13 protein-coding genes are annotated in these 18381 nt (G+C 73.3%); 7 read left to right on the forward strand and 6 right to left on the reverse strand.

Translation table 11 applies throughout. The annotated features are described in order from the left end of the window. Positions 1-801: 801 nt before the first annotated feature. From WMF24_RS25375 to WMF24_RS25390, 4 genes are all read left to right on the forward strand, one after another. A complete protein-coding gene (locus WMF24_RS25375; RefSeq protein ID WP_437729961.1) occupies positions 802-1953 on the forward strand; it encodes a CgeB family protein in 1152 nt (383 codons plus the stop codon). Between the two features lie 108 nt (positions 1954-2061). After that, the gene (gene rlmN, locus WMF24_RS25380; RefSeq protein ID WP_437729962.1) at positions 2062-3222 is read left to right on the forward strand and encodes a 23S rRNA (adenine(2503)-C(2))-methyltransferase RlmN; all 1161 of its coding nucleotides are present in this window, start codon (positions 2062-2064) and stop codon (positions 3220-3222) included. Between the two features lie 153 nt (positions 3223-3375). Continuing rightward, positions 3376-4776 (forward strand): acetyl-CoA carboxylase biotin carboxylase subunit, encoded by a 1401-nt coding sequence (locus WMF24_RS25385; protein ID WP_437729963.1) that lies wholly within the window; start codon positions 3376-3378, stop codon positions 4774-4776. A gap of 105 nt (positions 4777-4881) precedes the next feature. Then, a complete protein-coding gene (locus tag WMF24_RS25390) occupies positions 4882-6663 on the forward strand; it encodes a phospho-sugar mutase (protein ID WP_437729964.1) in 1782 nt (593 codons plus the stop codon). A 9-nt stretch (positions 6664-6672) separates the two neighbouring features. Here WMF24_RS25390 and WMF24_RS25395 read toward each other — a convergent pair whose 3' ends face one another. Then, positions 6673-7449 carry a chlorite dismutase family protein gene (locus tag WMF24_RS25395; RefSeq protein ID WP_437729965.1) on the reverse strand — a complete coding sequence of 259 codons (777 nt, stop codon included), beginning with the start codon at positions 7447-7449 and terminating at the stop codon, positions 6673-6675. A 620-nt stretch (positions 7450-8069) separates the two neighbouring features. On the opposite strand from WMF24_RS25395, the gene WMF24_RS25400 reads away from it, so the two are divergent. Both WMF24_RS25400 and WMF24_RS25405 read left to right on the forward strand, forming a co-directional pair. Next, complete coding sequence (locus tag WMF24_RS25400) at positions 8070-8675, forward strand: hypothetical protein (protein WP_061607905.1); 606 nt, start codon at positions 8070-8072, stop codon at positions 8673-8675. Between the two features lie 411 nt (positions 8676-9086). Further along, positions 9087-9833 (forward strand): TenA family transcriptional regulator, encoded by a 747-nt coding sequence (locus WMF24_RS25405; protein ID WP_436608824.1) that lies wholly within the window; start codon positions 9087-9089, stop codon positions 9831-9833. 507 nt (positions 9834-10340) lie between these two features. On the opposite strand, the gene WMF24_RS25410 is transcribed toward WMF24_RS25405, so the two are convergent. From WMF24_RS25410 to WMF24_RS25430, 5 genes are all read right to left on the reverse strand, one after another. After that, on the reverse strand, positions 10341-10694 hold the full coding sequence (locus WMF24_RS25410; protein ID WP_437729966.1) for a response regulator transcription factor: 354 nt from the start codon (positions 10692-10694) through the stop codon (positions 10341-10343). A 422-nt stretch (positions 10695-11116) separates the two neighbouring features. Continuing rightward, positions 11117-12727, reverse strand: a complete 1611-nt coding sequence (aroB, locus tag WMF24_RS25415; protein WP_437729967.1) for a 3-dehydroquinate synthase — start codon at positions 12725-12727, stop codon at positions 11117-11119. A gap of 5 nt (positions 12728-12732) precedes the next feature. Beyond that, positions 12733-13917 carry a chorismate synthase gene (aroC, locus tag WMF24_RS25420; protein WP_437729968.1) on the reverse strand — a complete coding sequence of 395 codons (1185 nt, stop codon included), beginning with the start codon at positions 13915-13917 and terminating at the stop codon, positions 12733-12735. A 53-nt stretch (positions 13918-13970) separates the two neighbouring features. After that, on the reverse strand, positions 13971-14864 hold the full coding sequence (murI, locus tag WMF24_RS25425; protein ID WP_437729969.1) for a glutamate racemase: 894 nt from the start codon (positions 14862-14864) through the stop codon (positions 13971-13973). Next, positions 14861-16237 (reverse strand): homoserine dehydrogenase, encoded by a 1377-nt coding sequence (locus WMF24_RS25430; protein ID WP_437729970.1) that lies wholly within the window; start codon positions 16235-16237, stop codon positions 14861-14863. The genes murI and WMF24_RS25430 overlap by 4 nt, the downstream gene beginning before the upstream one ends. An 86-nt stretch (positions 16238-16323) precedes the next feature. On the opposite strand from WMF24_RS25430, the gene WMF24_RS25435 reads away from it, so the two are divergent. Then, the gene (locus WMF24_RS25435; RefSeq protein WP_437729971.1) at positions 16324-18279 is read left to right on the forward strand and encodes a type VI secretion system contractile sheath domain-containing protein; all 1956 of its coding nucleotides are present in this window, start codon (positions 16324-16326) and stop codon (positions 18277-18279) included. The last annotated feature ends 102 nt before the right edge of the window (positions 18280-18381 follow it).

The raw sequence follows: 18381 nt of genomic DNA on the forward strand, positions 1-18381 counted from the left end.
GACTCCCTGCTCGATTTCTCGTCGAGAAGCGAAGGTCCCCGCCCGGCCCGATGCCGCAGGTGCGCCGGCGATCGTGGCGAGACGCCGGAATGCCTGCCGGCCCCGCGGTCGAGCGCGCTCGATCGCGCTCAATCGCCCTCGATCGCGCCCTGCGCGAGGCCTCGCCGGCGCCGCTCGTCCGCACCGCCGCCGCGCCCGCGCGCCTGACGAGGCCGGTCCGCGGCGTCGGACGCGGCCGGTCCGCGGCGCCTGACGAGCGCTGCCCCGGCGTTCCGGGTCGGGCTTTGCCGCCGCGACTCCGTTCGATCGGCGGCCGTGCACGCGGCCACGTACGCCATTGCGACACTGCCTCTGATTTTCTCATCGGCGCTGTCATCCCTCGTCGCCGCACAGGCCGGTTGTCCGGGCAGGCGCGGCGAGGCGGAGGGATGCTTTGCGCTCGCGGCCCGTCTTTTCCAGCGCGAGTTACGGTTCTGCGCCTTTCTTGATCACGAGATCAGTCCGGGCCTTATCGCCTGGGGCCCTGACGAGGAATACGCATCTTCAGTCCAGAAACCGCCTCTCGCAGGATTGCAGAGCGTGAGCACGCATGTTAATCCGGGGTTCGTTCGCTCGTCGCCGCGCCCTCTCGTGCGGCGCCAGGGCAACCGGAGCGACGTGCTGCTCCCTGCCTGTCTGCCTGGCCGCGCGGGGCGGAGGCCTCTTTCAGCCTCTCCGGCGCCGCCGAGGTGCACCGCGGGACCGGCCCATTCCGGGCCGGCACGTCGCCTGGGATCTCTCAACCCTCGCTGCCACCACGTTATGACGACACCTACCTACCGTTATGTCTTCCTGGGACTCTCCATCACGTCTTCGTGGGGCAACGGCCACGCCACGACGTACAGAGCGCTCCTCCGGGCGCTCGCGTCGCGCGGCCACCACGTGCTCTTTCTGGAGCGGAACCTCTCCATCTATGACCAGCACCGGGACCTGCCCAACCCGCCTTACGGCAAGACCGAGCAATACTCGAGCATTCCCGAGCTCCGCGATCGATTCTCACGCGCTGTGCGCGAAGCCGATCTCGTGATCGTCGGCTCCTTCGTCCCGGAAGGGGCGACCGTCGGGGCGTGGATCACGGAGGAGGCCCGCGGCAAGACCGCGTTCTACGATCTCGACACGCCGGTCACGCTCGGCCGGCTGGCGCACGGGGATCACGCCTACCTCACGCCGGCGCTGATCCCGCGGTACGATCTCTACCTGTCGGCGACGGGGGGACCGACGCTGGAGCGGCTCGAGCGCGGCCACGGGGCGGTGCGCGCGCGGGCGCTCTACTGCTCGGCCGACACGGACGTCTACCACCCCCAGCCGGCGCCCATGCGCTGGGATCTCGGCTACCTCGGCACGTACAGCGACGACCGGCAGGCGGCTGTCGAGCGGCTCCTGCTGGAGCCGGCGCGGCGCATGCGCCGCGGGCGCTTCGCTGTCGCGGGCGCGCAGTACCCGGCGTCGCTCGCGTGGCCCGAGAACATCACCCGGACGGAGCACCTCCCGCCGGACGAGCACCGCATCTTCTACAACGCCCAGCGCTTCACGCTGAACCTGACCCGCCGGGCGATGGTCGAGTCCGGGTGGTCGCCGAGCGCGCGCCTGTTCGAGGCGGCCGCGTGCGGGACCCCTGTCCTCAGCGACACCTGGCCGGGGATCGAGACGTTCTTCCAGCCCGGCGAGGAGATCCTCCTCGTCCGCACGCCGGAGGACGTGCTCCGGAAGCTCCGGGAAATGAAGGAGGACAAGCGCCTCACGGTGGGCCAGCGGGCGCGGCAGCGCGTCTTCGCCGAGCACACGGCGATGCACCGGGCCGAGGCGTTCGAGCGCTACACCCGCGAGGTGCTCGACGCCGGGAGCCGCGCGCGGGCGCGCCGCGACCGCGACGGGCAGCTCCCCGCGGCGCAGGTCGAGACCCAGAGCGGCTGACGCGCCGCGCGTGCCGGAGCGCGCGCTCGACATACCGGCCGGGCGCGGGCGGCCGCGCCCCGCCCCTGCTCCCTTGCCCCTCGGGTCAGCGCGCAGTACGCCACGGTGGTGCGCTCCACCCCGCTTCACCCTGTAGCCCGCCTGCCTGAAGAATGGTCGGCCTCGCTGGCCGCCCGCGGAGAGCGGTCGTTCACGGCGAAGCAGGTATTCCACTGGATCCACCGCCGCGGCGTCCTGGATCCGGCGGCGATGACGAACCTCCCGGCGCGGCTGCGCGAGCACCTCGCTGCGGAGGGGCTCGGCGAGGTGCTGACGCCCGAGCGGGTCCACCGCTCCGAGGACGGCACGCGCAAGCTGCTGCTGCGCCTCCACGACGGCGCGACGATCGAGACGGTCCTGCTCCCGGCGGTGTCGGGCCCCGGCGCGCAGGCGCAGCTCGACGCCGACGCGGCGGCGGGCGACGACGACGAGGACGACGACGCCGAGGAGGGCGCCGCGCCGCGCGTCCGCGTCACCCAGTGCATCTCCACGCAGGTCGGCTGCGCCATGGGGTGCGGCTTCTGCGCGAGCGGCGTCGCCGGGCTCAAGCGCCACCTCGGGGCCGAGGAGATCGCGGGCCAGGTGCTCCTCGGGCGGGCGATGCTCGAGGAGGGCGAGGAGCTCCGCAACGTCGTCTACATGGGCATGGGCGAGCCGCTCCACAACTACGAGGCGACGGCGCGCTCGCTGCGCCTGCTCACGCACCCGGAGGGGATCAACCTCTCGACGCGGCGGGTCACGGTGTCCACGTCGGGCCTCGTCCCGGAGATCGCGCGGCTCGGCGCGGACTTCGGCGGCCAGATCGCGCTGGCGATCTCGCTGCACGCCGCGGACGACGCGACCCGCTCGGCGCTGATGCCCATCAACCGCAAGTACCCGCTCGACGAGCTGCTCGCGGCGCTGCGGGCCTACCCCCTGCCGCGGCGCCGGCGCATCACCATCGAGTACACGCTCGTGGCCGGGCAGAACGACGACCCGGCCGAGGCGCGCCGGCTCGCGAAGCTCCTGCGCGGCATCCCGGTGAAGATCAACCTCATCCCGATGAACCCGATCGAGGCCTCCTCGCTGGGCCCGCCCGGCCAGGACCGCGTCGCCGCGTTCCAGGAGGTGCTCACCCAGGCGGGGTACTCCTGCTTCGTGCGGCGCCGGCGCGGGGACGACGTCTCGGCGGCGTGCGGGCAGCTCGTGCTGCTCGGGGCCAGGCCGAAGGTGCGGCGCGCGGTCGGCTGAGCCCGCCGGGCGGGTGGGGCCGAGCGCTCGCCGGAGGCCGTCCGGCGGGGAGCCGGAGCCTGTCCGGAGAGGGTATGTCCGCGAGCGCGCGGGGCGCGTCGCCGCGCCCGGACCGCCTTGACGCCCCGCCGCTCGGGGGCGTAGCTGTCAGCCGTGCTGAAAAAGATCCTCGTCGCCAACCGTGGAGAGATCGCCTGCCGCGTCCTCCGGACCTGCAAACGGCTCGGGATCGCGACGGTCGCCGTCTACTCGGACGCCGACGCGGGCGCGCCGCACGTCGCGATGGCCGACGAGGCCGTGCGCATCGGTCCGCCGCCGGTCCGGGACAGCTACCTCGTCATCCACGCGATCGTCGAGGCGGCCCGGGCGACGGGCGCCGACGGCATCCACCCCGGCTACGGGCTGCTCAGCGAGAACGAGGCCTTCGCCGAGGCCGTCCTCGCGGCGGGCATCACCTTCATCGGCCCGCCGCCCGCGGTGCTCCACGCCTTCGGCGACAAGATCCTCGCGCGCGAGCACGCGCGCGCGGCCGACGTCTTCCCGCCGCCGGGCACCAATGGCCCTATCGACCCCGCCGACCTCGAGGCCGCCCAGCGCGCCGCCGAGAGCATCGGCTTCCCGCTGCTCGTGAAGGCGGCGGGCGGCGGCGGCGGCATCGGCATGCAGATCGTCACGGAGCCGGTCAAGCTCGCGCGCGCCCTCACCGCGTGCTCCGACCGCGGCCGCTCCGCGTTCGGCGACCCGCGCGTCTACATGGAGCGCTACATCGAGCGCCCGCGCCACATCGAGGTGCAGGTGCTCTGCGACGGCCAGGGCGGCGCCGTCGCGATCGGCGAGCGCGAGTGCAGCGCGCAGCGCAGGCACCAGAAGATCGTCGAGGAGAGCCCGTCGCCCGCCTCGTTCTTCCAGGGAGACGCGGGCGAGTCCCGCCGGAAGACGCTCCACGAGAGCGCCCTCCGGATCGTGACCGCCGCCGGCTATGTCGGCGCCGGCACCGTCGAGTTCGTCGCGGCGGAGAGCGGCGAGCTCTACTTCCTCGAGGTCAACGCGCGGCTCCAGGTGGAGCACTGCGTCACCGAGATGTGCACGGGGCTCGACCTCGTCGAGCACCAGATCCGCGTCGCGTCGGGCGAGCCGCTCGCGCCGGAGGTCCTCGGCCACGCGTACCGCGGCCATTCCATCGAGGCGCGCCTCTACGCCGAGGATCCGGCGAAGAAGTTCGCCCCGCAGCCCGGCCGCATCACGGCGCTCCGCTGGCCCGCCGCGGGCGACGACCTGCGGATCGAGACAGGCGTCGCCGAGGGGCTCGAGGTGACGCCGTTCTACGATCCGCTGCTCGCCAAGATCGTCGCCCACGGGCCGACGCGCGACGACGCGATCGCCCGCCTGGACCGGGCGCTCGCCGAGACGACGATCGAGCTCGCCGGCCCGGCCGGCCCGGCCGCGACGAACCTCGCGTTCCTCCGGCAGATCCTGGCGGACGGCGACTTCCGGAGCGGGCAGTACGACACGCGCTTCGCCGAGGCGCTCGCCGCCGGCAAGAAGGCCGGCTAACCCCGCCCGCCCGCGCGAGCGCCGCGCGCGGATCGTGCGGGCTCCGCGCGCGATCGCGCGTGCGCCCGGTGCACACGGCGGCCAGCTTGAACTAAAGATGAAGTCGTGAGCCACGATTTCGTCCTCGAGCCTGCCGAGCGCTGGCTTGCCCACGACCCCGATCCGGAGACCCAGGGCGAGCTGCGCCGGCTCATCGACGCGGCCCAGGCCGGCGAGGAGGGCGTCCGCGCCGAGCTCGCCGAGCGCTTCGCCGGTCCCCTCGAGTTCGGCACGGCCGGCATCCGGGGCGTGCTCGGCGCCGGCGAGAGCCGGATGAACCGCGCCGTCATCCTCCGCACGACCGCCGGCCTCGCGCGCCATCTCCTCGCGACGCTCGGCGACAAGGCGCGGAGCGCCGGCGTCGTCGTCGGCCACGACGCCCGCCGGATGAGCCGCGAGTTCGCGGAGGACACCGCCTGCGCCCTCGCCGCCGCGGGCATCCCGGCCCACCTCGCGCCCGGCCCCTGCCCCACCCCGATCGCCGCGTTCGCTGTCGGCCACCTCGGCGCGGCCGCGGGCGTGATGGTCACGGCGAGCCACAACCCCCCCGAGTACAACGGCTACAAGGTCTACTGGGACAACGCCGCACAGATCATCCCACCGCACGACACCGGCATCGCGACGGCGATCGACGCCGCGCCCCCGGCGGATCAGGTCCCCCGCTTGCCGCTCGACGAGGCGCGGCAGCGGGGCCTCGTGCGCGACTTCCCCGCGGACCTGGAGCAGGCCTACCTCCGCGCGATCCGCGGCCTCTCGGTGCGGAGCGACGGCGACCGCGGCCTCGGCATCGTCTACACGCCGCTGCACGGCGTGGGCGACCGCCTCGTCCGCGAGGCGCTCGCGCAGGCCGGCTTCACGCGCGTGACGAGCGTGCCCGAGCAGGCCGAGCCGGACGGCGCGTTCCCGACGGTCGCGTTCCCGAACCCCGAGGAGAAGGGCGTCATGGACCTGGCGCTCGCCCTCGCGAAGAAGGAGGGCGCCGACCTCGTCCTCGCCAACGATCCGGACGTCGACCGCCTCGCCGTGGCGGTGCGGCGCCCGGACGGCGAGTACGTCCAGCTCACGGGCAACCAGCTCGGCGTGCTCCTCGGCCATTACCTGCTCACCGAGCGGCGCGCTCAGGGCGGCGGAGCCAAGGAGCGCCGCCTCGTGCTGGCCTCGTGCGTCTCGACCCCGATGCTCGGCGCGATCGCCGCGGCGCTCGGGGTGCATTACGAGGAGACCCTGACCGGGTTCAAATGGATCGCCAACCGGGCGATGGATATCGAGCGGTCGACGGGCGCCCGCTTCGTGTTCGGCTTCGAGGAGGCGCTCGGCTACACCATCGGCCCTGTCGTGCGCGACAAGGACGGCATCAGCGCGGCGGTTGTGCTCGCCGAGCTCGCCGCGGTGCGCAAGGCCGAGGGCAAGACGTTGCTCGACGAGCTCCAGGCGCTCGCCCGCACCTACGGCCTCTACATGAGCGGGCAGCGCTCCTACACCCTGCGCGGCGTCGACGGCGGCGAGCGGATCACGGCGATCATGGCCGCGCTGAGGAAGAGCCCGCCGGCGGAGATCGGCGGCATCCCGGTGGTGGCGTGGCGCGATTTCGAGGCGCGCACGCGCACCCTGAGCGACGGCACGACAGCCACGCTGGTCCTGCCCCCGAGCAACGTGCTCGTGTACGAGCTCGACGGCGGCAGCCGGATCATCGCGCGCCCGAGCGGCACCGAGCCGAAGATCAAGTTCTACTTCGACGTGCGCGAGGGGGTCGCCGCGGACGAGCCGATGGCCGAGGCCGAGGCGCGCGCGGTGGCGCGGCTCGACGCGCTGGCCAGGGCGTTCGCCGCCCTGGCCGGCATCGGCTGAGCGGCCGGTTCAGCCGCCGGCGCTGCGGAAGGCGACGCGCCCGACGAAGAACGGGCCCATTTGGCTGATGAACTCCGACGTCTGGCGGGTCTTCCGCATCGCCTGGACGATGTGCGACAGCGGGTGGAGCTCCTTGCCGACGAGCCCGATCACGAACTCGTTGTCGCGGGCGTCGAGCCCGTGGCACGCGAGGCGGATGTCGTGGGCGAGGTCCTGCGCGCCGTAGGCCCGGCCGATGGTGCCGTGCTCGCGCAGGATGCCCCCCTGCTCGCGCGGCTCGAGCTTGGAGAACGTGCCGCTGCGGCGGAGCGGGTACCACACCGCCCAGGACCAGGCGGGGTTGAGCACGGTCTCGGCCGGTCGCCGGAGCATCCAGTACTCGAGGTCCTGCTCGTAGCCTGTCGAGTACGTGCGCCCCAGCATGGTGAAGTCGGGGCGAAGCTCCAGCCCCCGGAGGTCGCCGCGGTTGAGCGCGGGCCGGACCTTCTCGACGAAGGCGGCCGGGTCCTCCGCCCAGGTGAGCACCGCGATCCCGCGCGGATCGCTGACATCCTCGTACACGACCGCGCCGACGCGCTGGGTCTCCAGGGCCTGGCCGACCGCGCGGGTCAGCTCCGCCGGATCGGCCGCGCTCGGGCAGCGAAAGACGAGGAGCTGCATGAACAGCCTGCGGTCGATGACCTGCGGTCGCCCGTCGCGCGGCGCCCCCCGCTCGGCCACATCGATGTGCGGCAGCTCGGGCTCCGCGTGGCCGGCGGCCGGCCGGCCCGTTGTGGATTCGCTCATGGCGTAGGGGTACCGAGGTTCGCGCAGGAGGGCAACAGCGAGGCGCGACGCCTCACCGCCGCCGCCCGAGCGCCGCCGCACCGCGCCGGGCGCCCGCTGGCCCACGCTCCGGTCGCCCCGTCGCCGGATGACGCCGCTCCCCCGACCGCGCGCTGCTCACGCAACCGCGCCGCTCACCCGACCGCGCTCTGCTCACGCAACCGCGCCATCCCCCCGGCAGCGCCGCTCACCTGACCGCGCGTCACGCACCCGATCGCGCTCCGCTCATCCGACCGCGCGTCATTTGCCGGATCACGGAGATGGGTAATGCGGATCACACCTGCACCCCGTATCCGGGCCGATGTTCCCCATTCTTCGATCAGGTCATCGGGTCGAAACGAGAGCTGGACAACCGGCGAAGGCCTGTCCAGTGACGCGGCATTCCGTGTCGCGCGCCTGCTCCCGCGTAATCATCTCTTGCCATCGCGGCGAACTCACGCTCCCCTGCAAGGTACAACCACGACTCCTGGAGTCACCCCGACGATGCGCTCCCGGGCAGGGCTTCCCGCCCGAGGCCGCATGCGCTGCGCCCGCGACCGGGTCCGGCGTCGTCAGGGTCTTCCCGCCGTAGGTTCGCCGCGATGAAGACGCACGAAACGAAGAGCAAATCCTCGATCCCCGCCGGTCGATGCAAAGGAACGTTGCTGGTCAACCTCCGGTCGTTCGTCACGACGAACCGCGACGCCGGGGCCTGGGAGCGGCTGGTGACCTCGTTGCCCAAGTCAGACCGGGACGTACTTTATCAGCCGCTGCTGCCGAGCAGCTGGTATCCGATCGGCGTCTGGAACCGGGCATTGCGAACGCACGTGCGCTCCGCGAGCGACCAGGCCGCCGAGATCAAGCGGTTTGCCCGCTACGTGGCGGATCGCGACCTCAATACGGTGATGAAGTTTGCGCTCTCGATCGCGATGCCCGACACGATCGTCGCCCGCACTGGAATGTTCTGGTCGCGCTACTTCGATTCCGGGAAGGTGTTCCCGCGAATGGTGAAGCCGCGGGAGTGGGTGCTGACCATCACGGGGCCGACCGGGGACGACGAGGGGCCGTCCGCGATGAACTGCGGCGACGGCGTGTGCGGGTGGGTGGAGCAGGCGCTGCTCCTGTGCGGCGCGTCCACCCCCAAGGTGACCCACCAGCGGTGCCGGTTCCGCGGCGCGACCGAGTGCCTCTCCGAGGTCGTCTGGTGAGCCGCTGAACGATCCGAGGGCGCCGCCGGGGCCCGCGAGCGCGAAGACGAAGCCGACGAGAACCTGCGCGAAGCGTGAAGCCCCGGGGAAGCCCTGAGAAAGCCCTGAGAGAAAGCCCTGTGACGAGTGGCTCGGGCCGAAGCCTCGACGAAACACAGCGCCCATTTGCCTGTTGACTTGTCACTACGCTCTGATCCAAACTGGATGCAGGCGGGACACATGTACGCGAAACCTCTCATGGTGAGGTCATCGTGCTGGCCCTTTCACCCTCGGCGGCTGAGGGTCAGCATCGTACCCGCGCCGCGCATTGTCTCCTGACGGCCGCTGGCCGGTCAGCCTGAGGGGATTGGTGGAGCAGAGACCGGCGGGCAGGCACCAGGGAGATTGACCCAGCAACCCTCCAGGTAAATCATGCTGTCACCTCGCTCGCAGCGGCACAAGGAAGTCAAGGACAGCCTCAAGGCGACGCCGCATCCGGTCTGGGTCGAGGACATGCTCGAGTCCCTTGCCGATCAGTGGAAGGCCGCGGTCTACACGCCACCGATCGCGCGGACGATGACGGAGCCGGTCGATCAGGAGACCTGGGGCCTGATGATCCGGGAGTTCTTCTGCGTCGTCGAGGCGTTCCCGAAGTACATGGGGCTCAGCCTGGCGAAGACGACGTACGGCCAGACGCCGCGCGACTTTCTGGTGCGCGACTGGCTGATCGGCAACATCCGGGTCGAGGCGCTGCATGTGCGCTGGTACCTCGACTGGGCGGCGGGGCACGGCATCAGCGCCTCGGAGATCACGAGCCACCGTCCGACCACGGAGGTCGCCTCGCTCTTCGACTGGCTCTGGTCGGTGTCCTACCGCGGCTCCCTCGCCGAGGCGGTCGGCGCGGTCAACTATGCGATCGAGGGCGTCACGGGCGAGTGGTCCCGCGTGGTGCTCCCGGCCTTCACGAAGCTCTACGGCGAGGGGAGCAAGTCGCTGACGTGGCTCGCGGCGCACGCGAACTACGATGACGCCCACCCCCGCGAGGCGCTCGAGATCGTGAAGCTCGCCACCACCTCCGCCGAGGAGATCCGCCGGGTGCATTCGAGCATCGCCCGCTCTCTCGAGCTCTTCGAGCGCGCCTTCAAGGCCTGCTCCAACGCGCCCCGCAGCCGCAGCTGACGCGTCCCCCTCGATTCTCCCCCACAGCTCTGCCGGCCCGCGCCGCAGCCCGGACGAGCGCCGCTCCCGCGCCCCGCGACGGAGCATCCCTCCCGCGCCCCGCACGCGAGCCAGGAGGACCCCGAGCGTGCCAGGCGCTCTTGTCCCCCACTCCCGCCCTCCTCGACAATCGACCCATCGTTCAACGCAGGATCGCCCTCCGCCCACGGGCCGAAACCTCACATCAACGGATCTCGTGCCGCGCCCCCGCGGAAAGCCCACGTCTTCGGCAGGCACCCTCAGCCCCTCGCCTTCCCCCCATCGCTCCTGCCGCCCGAGAGCCCTTCCCCCCCATCGCTCCTGCCGCCCGAGAGCCCTTCCCCACCGTCGCTCCTGCCGACCCAGAGAGGGGCTCACCCGCACAGGAGACGGGCCCAGATCGGCGTTTTCGGCGCGCAGGCGTACTCCTGTACGCCGAGCACCGAAAACGTCGAGATGGGCCCGTATCCGAAGCGGGTGAGCCCCTCTCTAGCGGCCGTAGACGGCTTTGCGGACCTTCTTCTTGAGGTCGTCGAGCACGAAGGGCTTCGTGATGTAATGACGAGCGCCAGCCTGGATGCCGGCAATGACATCCATCGGATCCGACTTGGCCGTCAGGAAGATGACCGGCACGCGGCGCATCTGGTCGTTCTCACGGAGTCGCCGCGTCATGCTCACCCCGTCAAGCTTCGGCATCATGATGTCCACGATGACGAGATCCGGCCGCGGCTCCTGCTGCGCCAGCGCCAGACCGTCGACCCCGTTCGTCGCGACCACGGTGTCGAACTCGTCGCTGAGGAACCGGGCAATCATCGCCGCCGTGTCCGCCTCGTCCTCCACCACCAGGACTCTCTTTTTTGTCGCGGTCACCATCTGCGGTGGGAAGGATAGCGCGAAGCGGCCGGCTAGGGCCGTGCGCGGGGCATTTTTTCCGAAGACATTGAAATCGCACCAATTTTCTCCGCTGTCATCGCAATCTGGCGCTTCCACGGGAGAGCAGCGGCGACCAGCGCGTGGAGCGCGGCGCCTGCGTGGAGGACAGGGCTGTCTCCAGCGCGCCGCGATCCCATGAGCGCCGGCCACGCCGGCGCCATTCGACATCTCCTCGCCCCATCCGCAGGGGCTCGCGGGGACGCGCGGGGAGAGCGAGGCAGGACCGGCCCGGCCGCGGCGGGAGGCGTTCCGAGCGCGCGCCGGCGGGCGGGCCGCGGCGCGCCCGGGCGTGAGCGCAATCACCTGTTCGGAGACGGACCGAGCCGGACGGCTCAGGCGGCGCTGGCCGCCGCGCGCTCGAGCAGCGACGCGAGGCGGTCGATCTGCATGGGCTCCACGAACGTGCTGCCGATGTCGCGCATCAGCACCGTGCGGACCGTCGAGCCGCGGCGCTTCTTGTCGAGCGACAGGAAGCGCAGCGCGGCCGAGACCGGCTCGTCCTCGATCCGCGTGGGCAGCCCGAGCCGGGCGAGCAGGCGGATCACCCGATCGGCGGACGCGCGGTCGGTCACGCCCAGCGAGCAGCCGACCCGGAGCATCGCCACCATGCCGAGCGACACCGCCTCGCCGTGCGCCAGCCGGACGAACCCGCCCTCCGCCTCGAGCGCGTGCCCGAGCGTGTGGCCGAAGTTCAGAAGGGCGCGGTCGCCCGACTCGCGCTCGTCGCGGGCGACGATGGCCGCCTTCACGGCGATCGAGCGCCGGATGATCTCGGCGAGCAGGCCGGGGTCGCGCGCGAGGACCCGGTCGGCCTCGCGCTCGAGCAGCGCGTGCAGCTCCGGGTCGCCGATGCAGGCCGTCTTCACGACCTCGGCGAGCCCGCTCCGGTAGGCGCGGTCGGTCTCGGTCGCGAGCGCCGCGGGGCTCGCGATGACCGCGGACGGCTGGTGGAAGGTGCCGACGGCGTTCTTCGCTGGGCCGAGGTCGACCCCGGTCTTGCCGCCGACCGAGGCGTCGACCATCGAGAGGAGCGTCGTCGGCGCCCCGACCCAGCGGACGCCGCGCAGCAGCGTCGACGCGGCGAAGCCGCCGATGTCGGTCACGACGCCCCCGCCGTGCGCCAGCACCACCGCGTCGCGATCGGCGCCCGCCTCGATCATCGCCGTGAGCGCCGCCTCGACGGCCGAGAGCTTCTTGTGCTCCTCGCCGGGCCGGAGCACCGTGACCGCCGCGGCCGGCTTTCCAAGCGCCGCGAGCGCCTCGAGCATCGGCGCGCCCCAGAGGCGGCTCACGTTCTCGTCCGTGACCACGAAGACCGATGACGGCGCGAGCGCGGCGACGGCGTCGGCCGCGGACGCCGCCGCGTCGGAGGCGATGCGCACCGCGTAGCTCTTGTCGCCGAGCGGCACGAAGAGGGGGCGATCCGCGTAGGCGCGGAGGACCCGCGCGGCGACCGCCTCGGGCGCGACGTCGTCCGTCACGACGCGCGCGTGGGCCTCGGCGTACACGGCCGCGCGCGCGGCCAGGAGCTCGCGGATGCGCGCCTCCCGGTCCGGCGCGCCGTCGAGCAGCGGGCGCGCGCCGCTCGGCGTGCGCGCGGCGATGGTGCGGGGGCTCGCGCTGAGCGCGACGACGCAGCCGCGCTCGAGCGCCTCGGCGCGGAGCGCGGGGTCGACGAGGGCGCCGCCGCCGAGCGCGATGACGCGCGGGCCGCGCGTCGCGAGCAGCCGGCGCAAGGTGGCCGCCTCCAGGGCGCGGAAGCCGGCCTCGCCGCGCGAGGCGAAGAGCGACGGGACCGTCTCGCCGGCCTCGGCCGTGATGGCGTCGTCGAGATCGATGAACGCGAGGCCCGCGCGCGCGGCGGCGATGCGGCCCACGGTGGTCTTGCCGGCCCCCATGAAGCCGGTGAGAAGGAGCGGAGGTGCGTCGGGGAGGAAATCCATGGCGTTCAGTAAGAGCGGACCTGCTGGAGGTAGCTGTCGACGTTGCGCGAGAGCTCGGTGAGGCTGTCGCTGCCGAACTTCTCGAGCAGCGCGGCGGCGAGCGTGATCGCCACCATCGCCTCGCCGACGACCGAGGCGGCCGCGACGGCGCAGACGTCGCTCCGCTCGAAGGCGGCGTCGAACTGCTCCTTGGTGCGCACGTCGACCGAGGGGAGCGCGCGCTTCAGCGTGGCGATCGGCTTCATGGCGGCCCGGCAGATGAGCGGCATGCCGTTCGTGATGCCGCCCTCGAGGCCGCCGGCGCGGTTCGAGGGGCGGGTGAACGCGTGCGCGTCCTGGTCGTAGCCGATCGGGTCGTGCACCTCGGAGCCCGAGATGCGCGCGGCCTCGAAGCCGATGCCGATCTCGACGCCCTTGATCGCCTGGATGCTCATCAGCGCCTGCGCGAGCCGGCCGTCGAGCTTGCGGTCCCACTGCACGTGGCTCCCGAGCCCGGGCGGCAGGCCGGTGGCGATCACCTCGAAGACGCCGCCGAGCGTGTCGCCCCGGTGCGCGGCCTCGCGGATGGCGTCGCGCATCGCCTGCGCGACCTCGGCGTCGACGCACGCGAGGTCGGAGGCGCGGGCGCGCTCGCGGAGCTCGGTGAGCGGGAGGTCGCCGCCGCCCGAGGCCGCGGAGATCTTCGACTGCACAGGGCCGATCGAGAGCACGTGGGCGAAGACCTCGACGCCGACCGACCGGAGGAGCTTGCGGCAGACGCCGCCCACCGCGACGCGCGCGGCGGTCTCGCGCGCGCTCGCCCGCTCGAGCACGTCGCGCAGGTCCCGCCGGGCGTACTTGAGGCCGCCGGCGAGGTCCGCGTGGCCGGGGCGCGGGCGGGTGAGCGCCTCGGGCGGCTCGGGGAACGGCTCCGGGCCCATGCGCCCGGCCCAGCTCGCGTGATCGCGGTTCTCGATCACCATGGCGATGGGGCCGCCGAGCGTCTCGCCGCCGCGAACGCCGGCGACGAGGCGGACGCGATCGGTCTCGATCTTCATCCGCCCGCCGCGCCCGTAGCCGCGCTGGCGCCGCGCCAGATCCTCGTCGATGTCCTCGGCGAGGAGCGGCAGACCCGCCGGAATACCCTCGACGGTCGCCACGAGCTCCGGCCCGTGCGACTCGCCGGCCGAAAGCCATCTGAGCTGCGTCATCGTGTGGAAAACCTCCTCTGCGCCCGGGTCTCCGGGCCAATCCTGCTGCCCTATTACAGGTCGATCTGCTCGACGTCGACGCCCTGCGCCGGGGATCGGCCGGCGCCGTCCGTCTCGGGGCGGATCGGCGGGCGGCTGGCGCCCTCGCCTCCGACGACCGGCTCCCCCAGGAACCGGGCCGCCACCGAGGCGAAGCTCTTCGGCAGATCGGTGACGAGCAGCGCCAGGCTGCCCGGCGCGCTCCGGGACGTCGCGAGCCCGCGCTCGGCGAGGAACGACGCCACCTCCTCCGCGGTCGCCGACGCGCTGTCCACGATCGGGAGGGGGCCGCCGGCGAGCGCCGCCGTCTCGGCCTCGATCGCGGCGCGCAGGAGCGGGAAATGCGTGCAGCCGAGCACGATCGAGCGGGCGCCCGCGGCGATGAGCGGCTCCAGGTAGCGCCGCGCGACGAGGCGCGGGACCTCGCCCTCGACCCAGCCCTCCTCCGCCAGCGAGACGAGCAGCGGGGCCGCCTGGCCGGCGACCTCGGTGCGCGTGCTGAGCGACGCCACGGCGCGGGGGTACGCGCCCGACGCGATCGTCCCCGCCGTGCCGAGCACGCCGATCGTCGCGCCGCGCGACGCGGCGACGGCGGCGCGCGCGCCGGGCAGGATGACCCCGAGGACGGGCAGGTCGAGCTCGACCCGGAGCATGTCGATCGCGACAGCGCTGACCGTGTTGCACGCGACCACGATCGCCTTGACCCCGCGCTCGATCAGCACGCGCGCGCAGCCGAGCGCGTAGCGGACCACCGTCTCGGGGGACCGGGTGCCGTACGGGACGCGCGCCGTGTCGCCCAGGTAGACGATGTCCTCCGCCGGGCAGCGCCTGCGCAGCGCGCGCACGACCGTGAGGCCGCCGAGGCCCGAGTCGAACACCCCGAGCGGCGCGTCGCCGTGCGACGTCACGGCTCCTCGATGCGGAACAGGTGCGGCGGCTCGCGCAGGAACTCCTCGCGCGCGATCGCGTCGAGCGCGCTCCGCACGAGCCCCTCCTGCGCGTCGTGCGTGATGAGCACAACGTCCACCCCGGGCTCGCGCGCGCCCGCGCCGCCCGCGCCCTGGCTGGCCTTGGTCGGCCCCTGCTGAACGATCTGCTCGATGCTGACGCCCGCGTCGCCGAGCGCGCCGGCGAGGCGGCCCATGACGCCCGGGCGGTCCTCGACCGCGAAGCGCAGGTAGTACCGCGAGACGATCTCGCTCATCGGGCGGACCCGGCGGGGCTTGATCGACATGCCGCGGCCCTGCATGCCCGCGACGCCCGAGGCGATCGAGCGGGCGACGTCGAGGACGTCGGAGACGACGCTGACCGCCGTCGGCAGGTCGCCGGCGCCGCGGCCGTAGACGAGCGACGGCCCGACGGCGCGCCCCTCGAGGAGCACGGCGTTGAGCACGCCGGAGACGTTGGCGAGCACGCTCTGCTTCGGGATCAGCGTGGGGTGCACGCGCAGCTCGATGGAGTCGCCGAGATCGCGGCCGATCGCGAGGTGCTTGATCGTGTAGCCGAAGCGATCGGCGTAGCGGTGGTCGGCCTCCTCGATCGTGCGGATGCCGGAGGTGTGGACGTCGTTGCTGTCGACCTGCGCCCCGAAGGCGAGCATCGCGAGCACGATCAGCTTGTGCGCCGCGTCGTGGCCGTCGACGTCGAGCGACGGGTCGGGCTTCTCGGCGTAGCCGAGGTCCTGCGCCTCGCGCAGCGCAGCGTCGAACGACGCGCCCGTGTCGCGCATGCGCGTGAGGATGTAGTTGCAGGTGCCGTTCACGATCGCGGTGACCCGCTCGACCCAGTCGCTCGCGAAGGCGTCCCGGAGCGTGCGGATGATCGGGATGCCGCCGCCGACCGCCCCCTCGAACGCGAGGTCGACCTGGCGCGCCGCGGCCCGCGCGAGGAGCGCGGGGCCGTGGGCCGCGAGCAGCAGCTTGTTCGCGGTCACGACGCCCTTGCCGCGGTCGATGGCGCGCTCGATCAGGGCGCGGGCGGGCGTCTCGCCGCCCATCACCTCGACGACCAGGTCGATCGTGGGGTCGTCGACCACCTCCTCCGCGCTCGTGGTGAGCAGGCCGCGATCCAGGGCCGAGACGCGCTCCTTCTCGAGGTCGCGCACGACCACGCGCTTGACCACGAGGGGCACGCCGGCGCGCTCCGCGAGGTAGCCGGAGTTCTCGGCGAGCAGGCGGAGGACGCCGCCGCCGACCGTGCCGCAGCCGAGGAGCCCGATCTGGATCGGGGCGCCTCCGCGCAGGCGCCGGCGATCGCTGGCGGCGTGGGGTTCAGGGTTCAAGTTCAAGGGCGAACCGCCTTCCGTCTTCATGCGCGCGGAGCTTAGCGCTTCTCGCGCCGAGAGGTGACGCCTATGCTGCAGGGCCCATGGCGGATGCGATCAAGGGCGTTCTGGGCGAGGAGTTCAGGTTCCACGTGGGCGAGGACGGGGGCGCCGCGGCGCGGGGGCCGCTGCTCCCGCTGCGCGTGCTCGTCGTCGCCGATCTCGTCCCCCGCGATCCGCACAACGCAGGGGCGAGCCCGCCCGCGGGCGCGAGCCGGGTCGACGCGAGCCGGTTCGATAACCTCTTCGCGATGCTCCGGCCGCGGATCGCGATCGAGGTGCCGAGCGTGCTCGCGGGGGGCCGGCCGGCGCGCGTCGACCTGTCGCCCACCAGCCTGAAGAGCTTCCGGCCCGACGCGCTCTGCGCCGAGGTGCCGCTCCTGCGCTCGCTGCTCGACGGCCGGCGGGTCCTCGAGGGGCTGCGCGACGGCTCGACGACGCTCGACAAGGCGCGCGGCGAGCTCGATCGGCTCTGGGGCGGCTCCCCGCTCGTGCGCGACATCCTCGGGCTCGTCCCGGAGCGCGAGGGCGCCTCGCCCGCCCGGCCGGCGGCGGCCGCGGCAGAGCGGCCCGCCGCGGCCGCCGCGCCGGCCGCGCCGACGGGCGGCGCCGACATCGACGCGCTGCTCTCGATGGTCGACCTCGGCGGGGGCGGCGGGGAGGCCGCCGCGGCGCCGGCGCCGCCGACGGCCACGCCGGGCGACGCCGGTCCGAAGCCGGCGGGCGGGGGGCGGTTCTCGGAGCTCATCGCGACCGTGGCCGCGAGCGCGCGCCCGCGCGCGGGGCAGCCCGCCCGCCCCGCCGAGGCGATCGCGCAGATCGAGCGCGCGATCGGCGCGCAGATCGGCGCGATCCTGCAGCACCCGGAGGTGCGGCGCCTCGAGGAGGCGTGGCGGGGGCTGGGCCTGCTCGTCGACCGCGTGAAGGCCGCGGAGGGCGTCCGGATCGAGGTCGTCAGCGCGCGGCCGGACGAGGCGGCGGGCGCGCTCGCCCGGGTGATCGCGCAGACGGCGAGCACCGAGCCGCCGGCGTCGGTCGCGATCGTGGACGTCGCGATCGACGGCACCGCCGCCTCGCTCGCGCGGCTCGAGGAGATCGCCCGCGTCGCCGAGGCGCACGCGATCCCCGCCGTCGTGAACGGCGCCGCGGGGCTGCTCGGCGTGGACGACCTCGGCGGCGTCGAGCGCCTCGACAACAAGGCGGCGCTGTTCCGGGCGCCGCACCGGGCGCCGTGGCGCGCCGCCGCGGCGCGGCACTCCGTGCGCTGGGTCGCGATCGCCATGAACCGCGTGCTCGGCCGGATGCCGTACGACAGGTCGACCTCGCGCATCCGGGAGGCGGCGATCGTCGAGCAGCCGGCCGACGAGGGCGGCCGCGTCTGGATCTCGCCGGCGTACCTCGTCGGCGCGCTGATCGCGGCGAGCTTCCGCGAGACGGCGTGGCCCTGCCGCATCGCGGGCGCGAAGGGCGGCGGCGTGCTCGGGGATCTGCCGGTGCACGAGGTGAAGGGCGCCTACGAGGGCGACGAGGGCGTCGCGATCCCGACCGAGGCGTTCGTGTCGACGGACACCCAGCGCGATCTCGCGAAGAGCGGCGTGCTCCTGCTCGCGTCGGCCCCGAACAGCGACGCTGTGTACGTGCTCCATGCGCCGACGGCCTACGTCCCGCCGGAGAAGCTCACGTACGACAGCCCCACCGCCGAGCCGGACGCGCGCCTCGACCGGGTCTCGCTGGTCGATCAGCTCTTCGTCGCGCGCGTCGTCCAGTTCCTGCGCGCGCTCTGCGCGAAGCTGCCCCCGGACAGCGATCCGGCGGAGGTCCAGCCCGTGGTCGAGGGCGCGCTGTGGGCGCTGTTCGAGAACGCGCCGCCGGCCACGATCGAGCTCGCGGTCAAGGCGAGCCGCGCCGAGGGCGGGGCGCACGTCGCCGTCGCGGTGCGCCCGCGCCGGTTCCTCGGCGTCGGGCTCGACGAGGTGTCGCTCGAGGTGCCGCTCGGCTGAGGCCGCCGCGCCGACGGAGCGGCGGCCGAGGCGGGGAATTGACGTCGCCAGGCGCCGGGACGAGGATGTCGCGCATGCGATGGCGCGTCGCGATCCTCATGG

The organism is Sorangium sp. So ce1335 (genome assembly GCF_051521615.1).
In the GTDB taxonomy this organism is placed as follows: Bacteria; Myxococcota_A; Polyangia; order Polyangiales; family Polyangiaceae; genus Sorangium.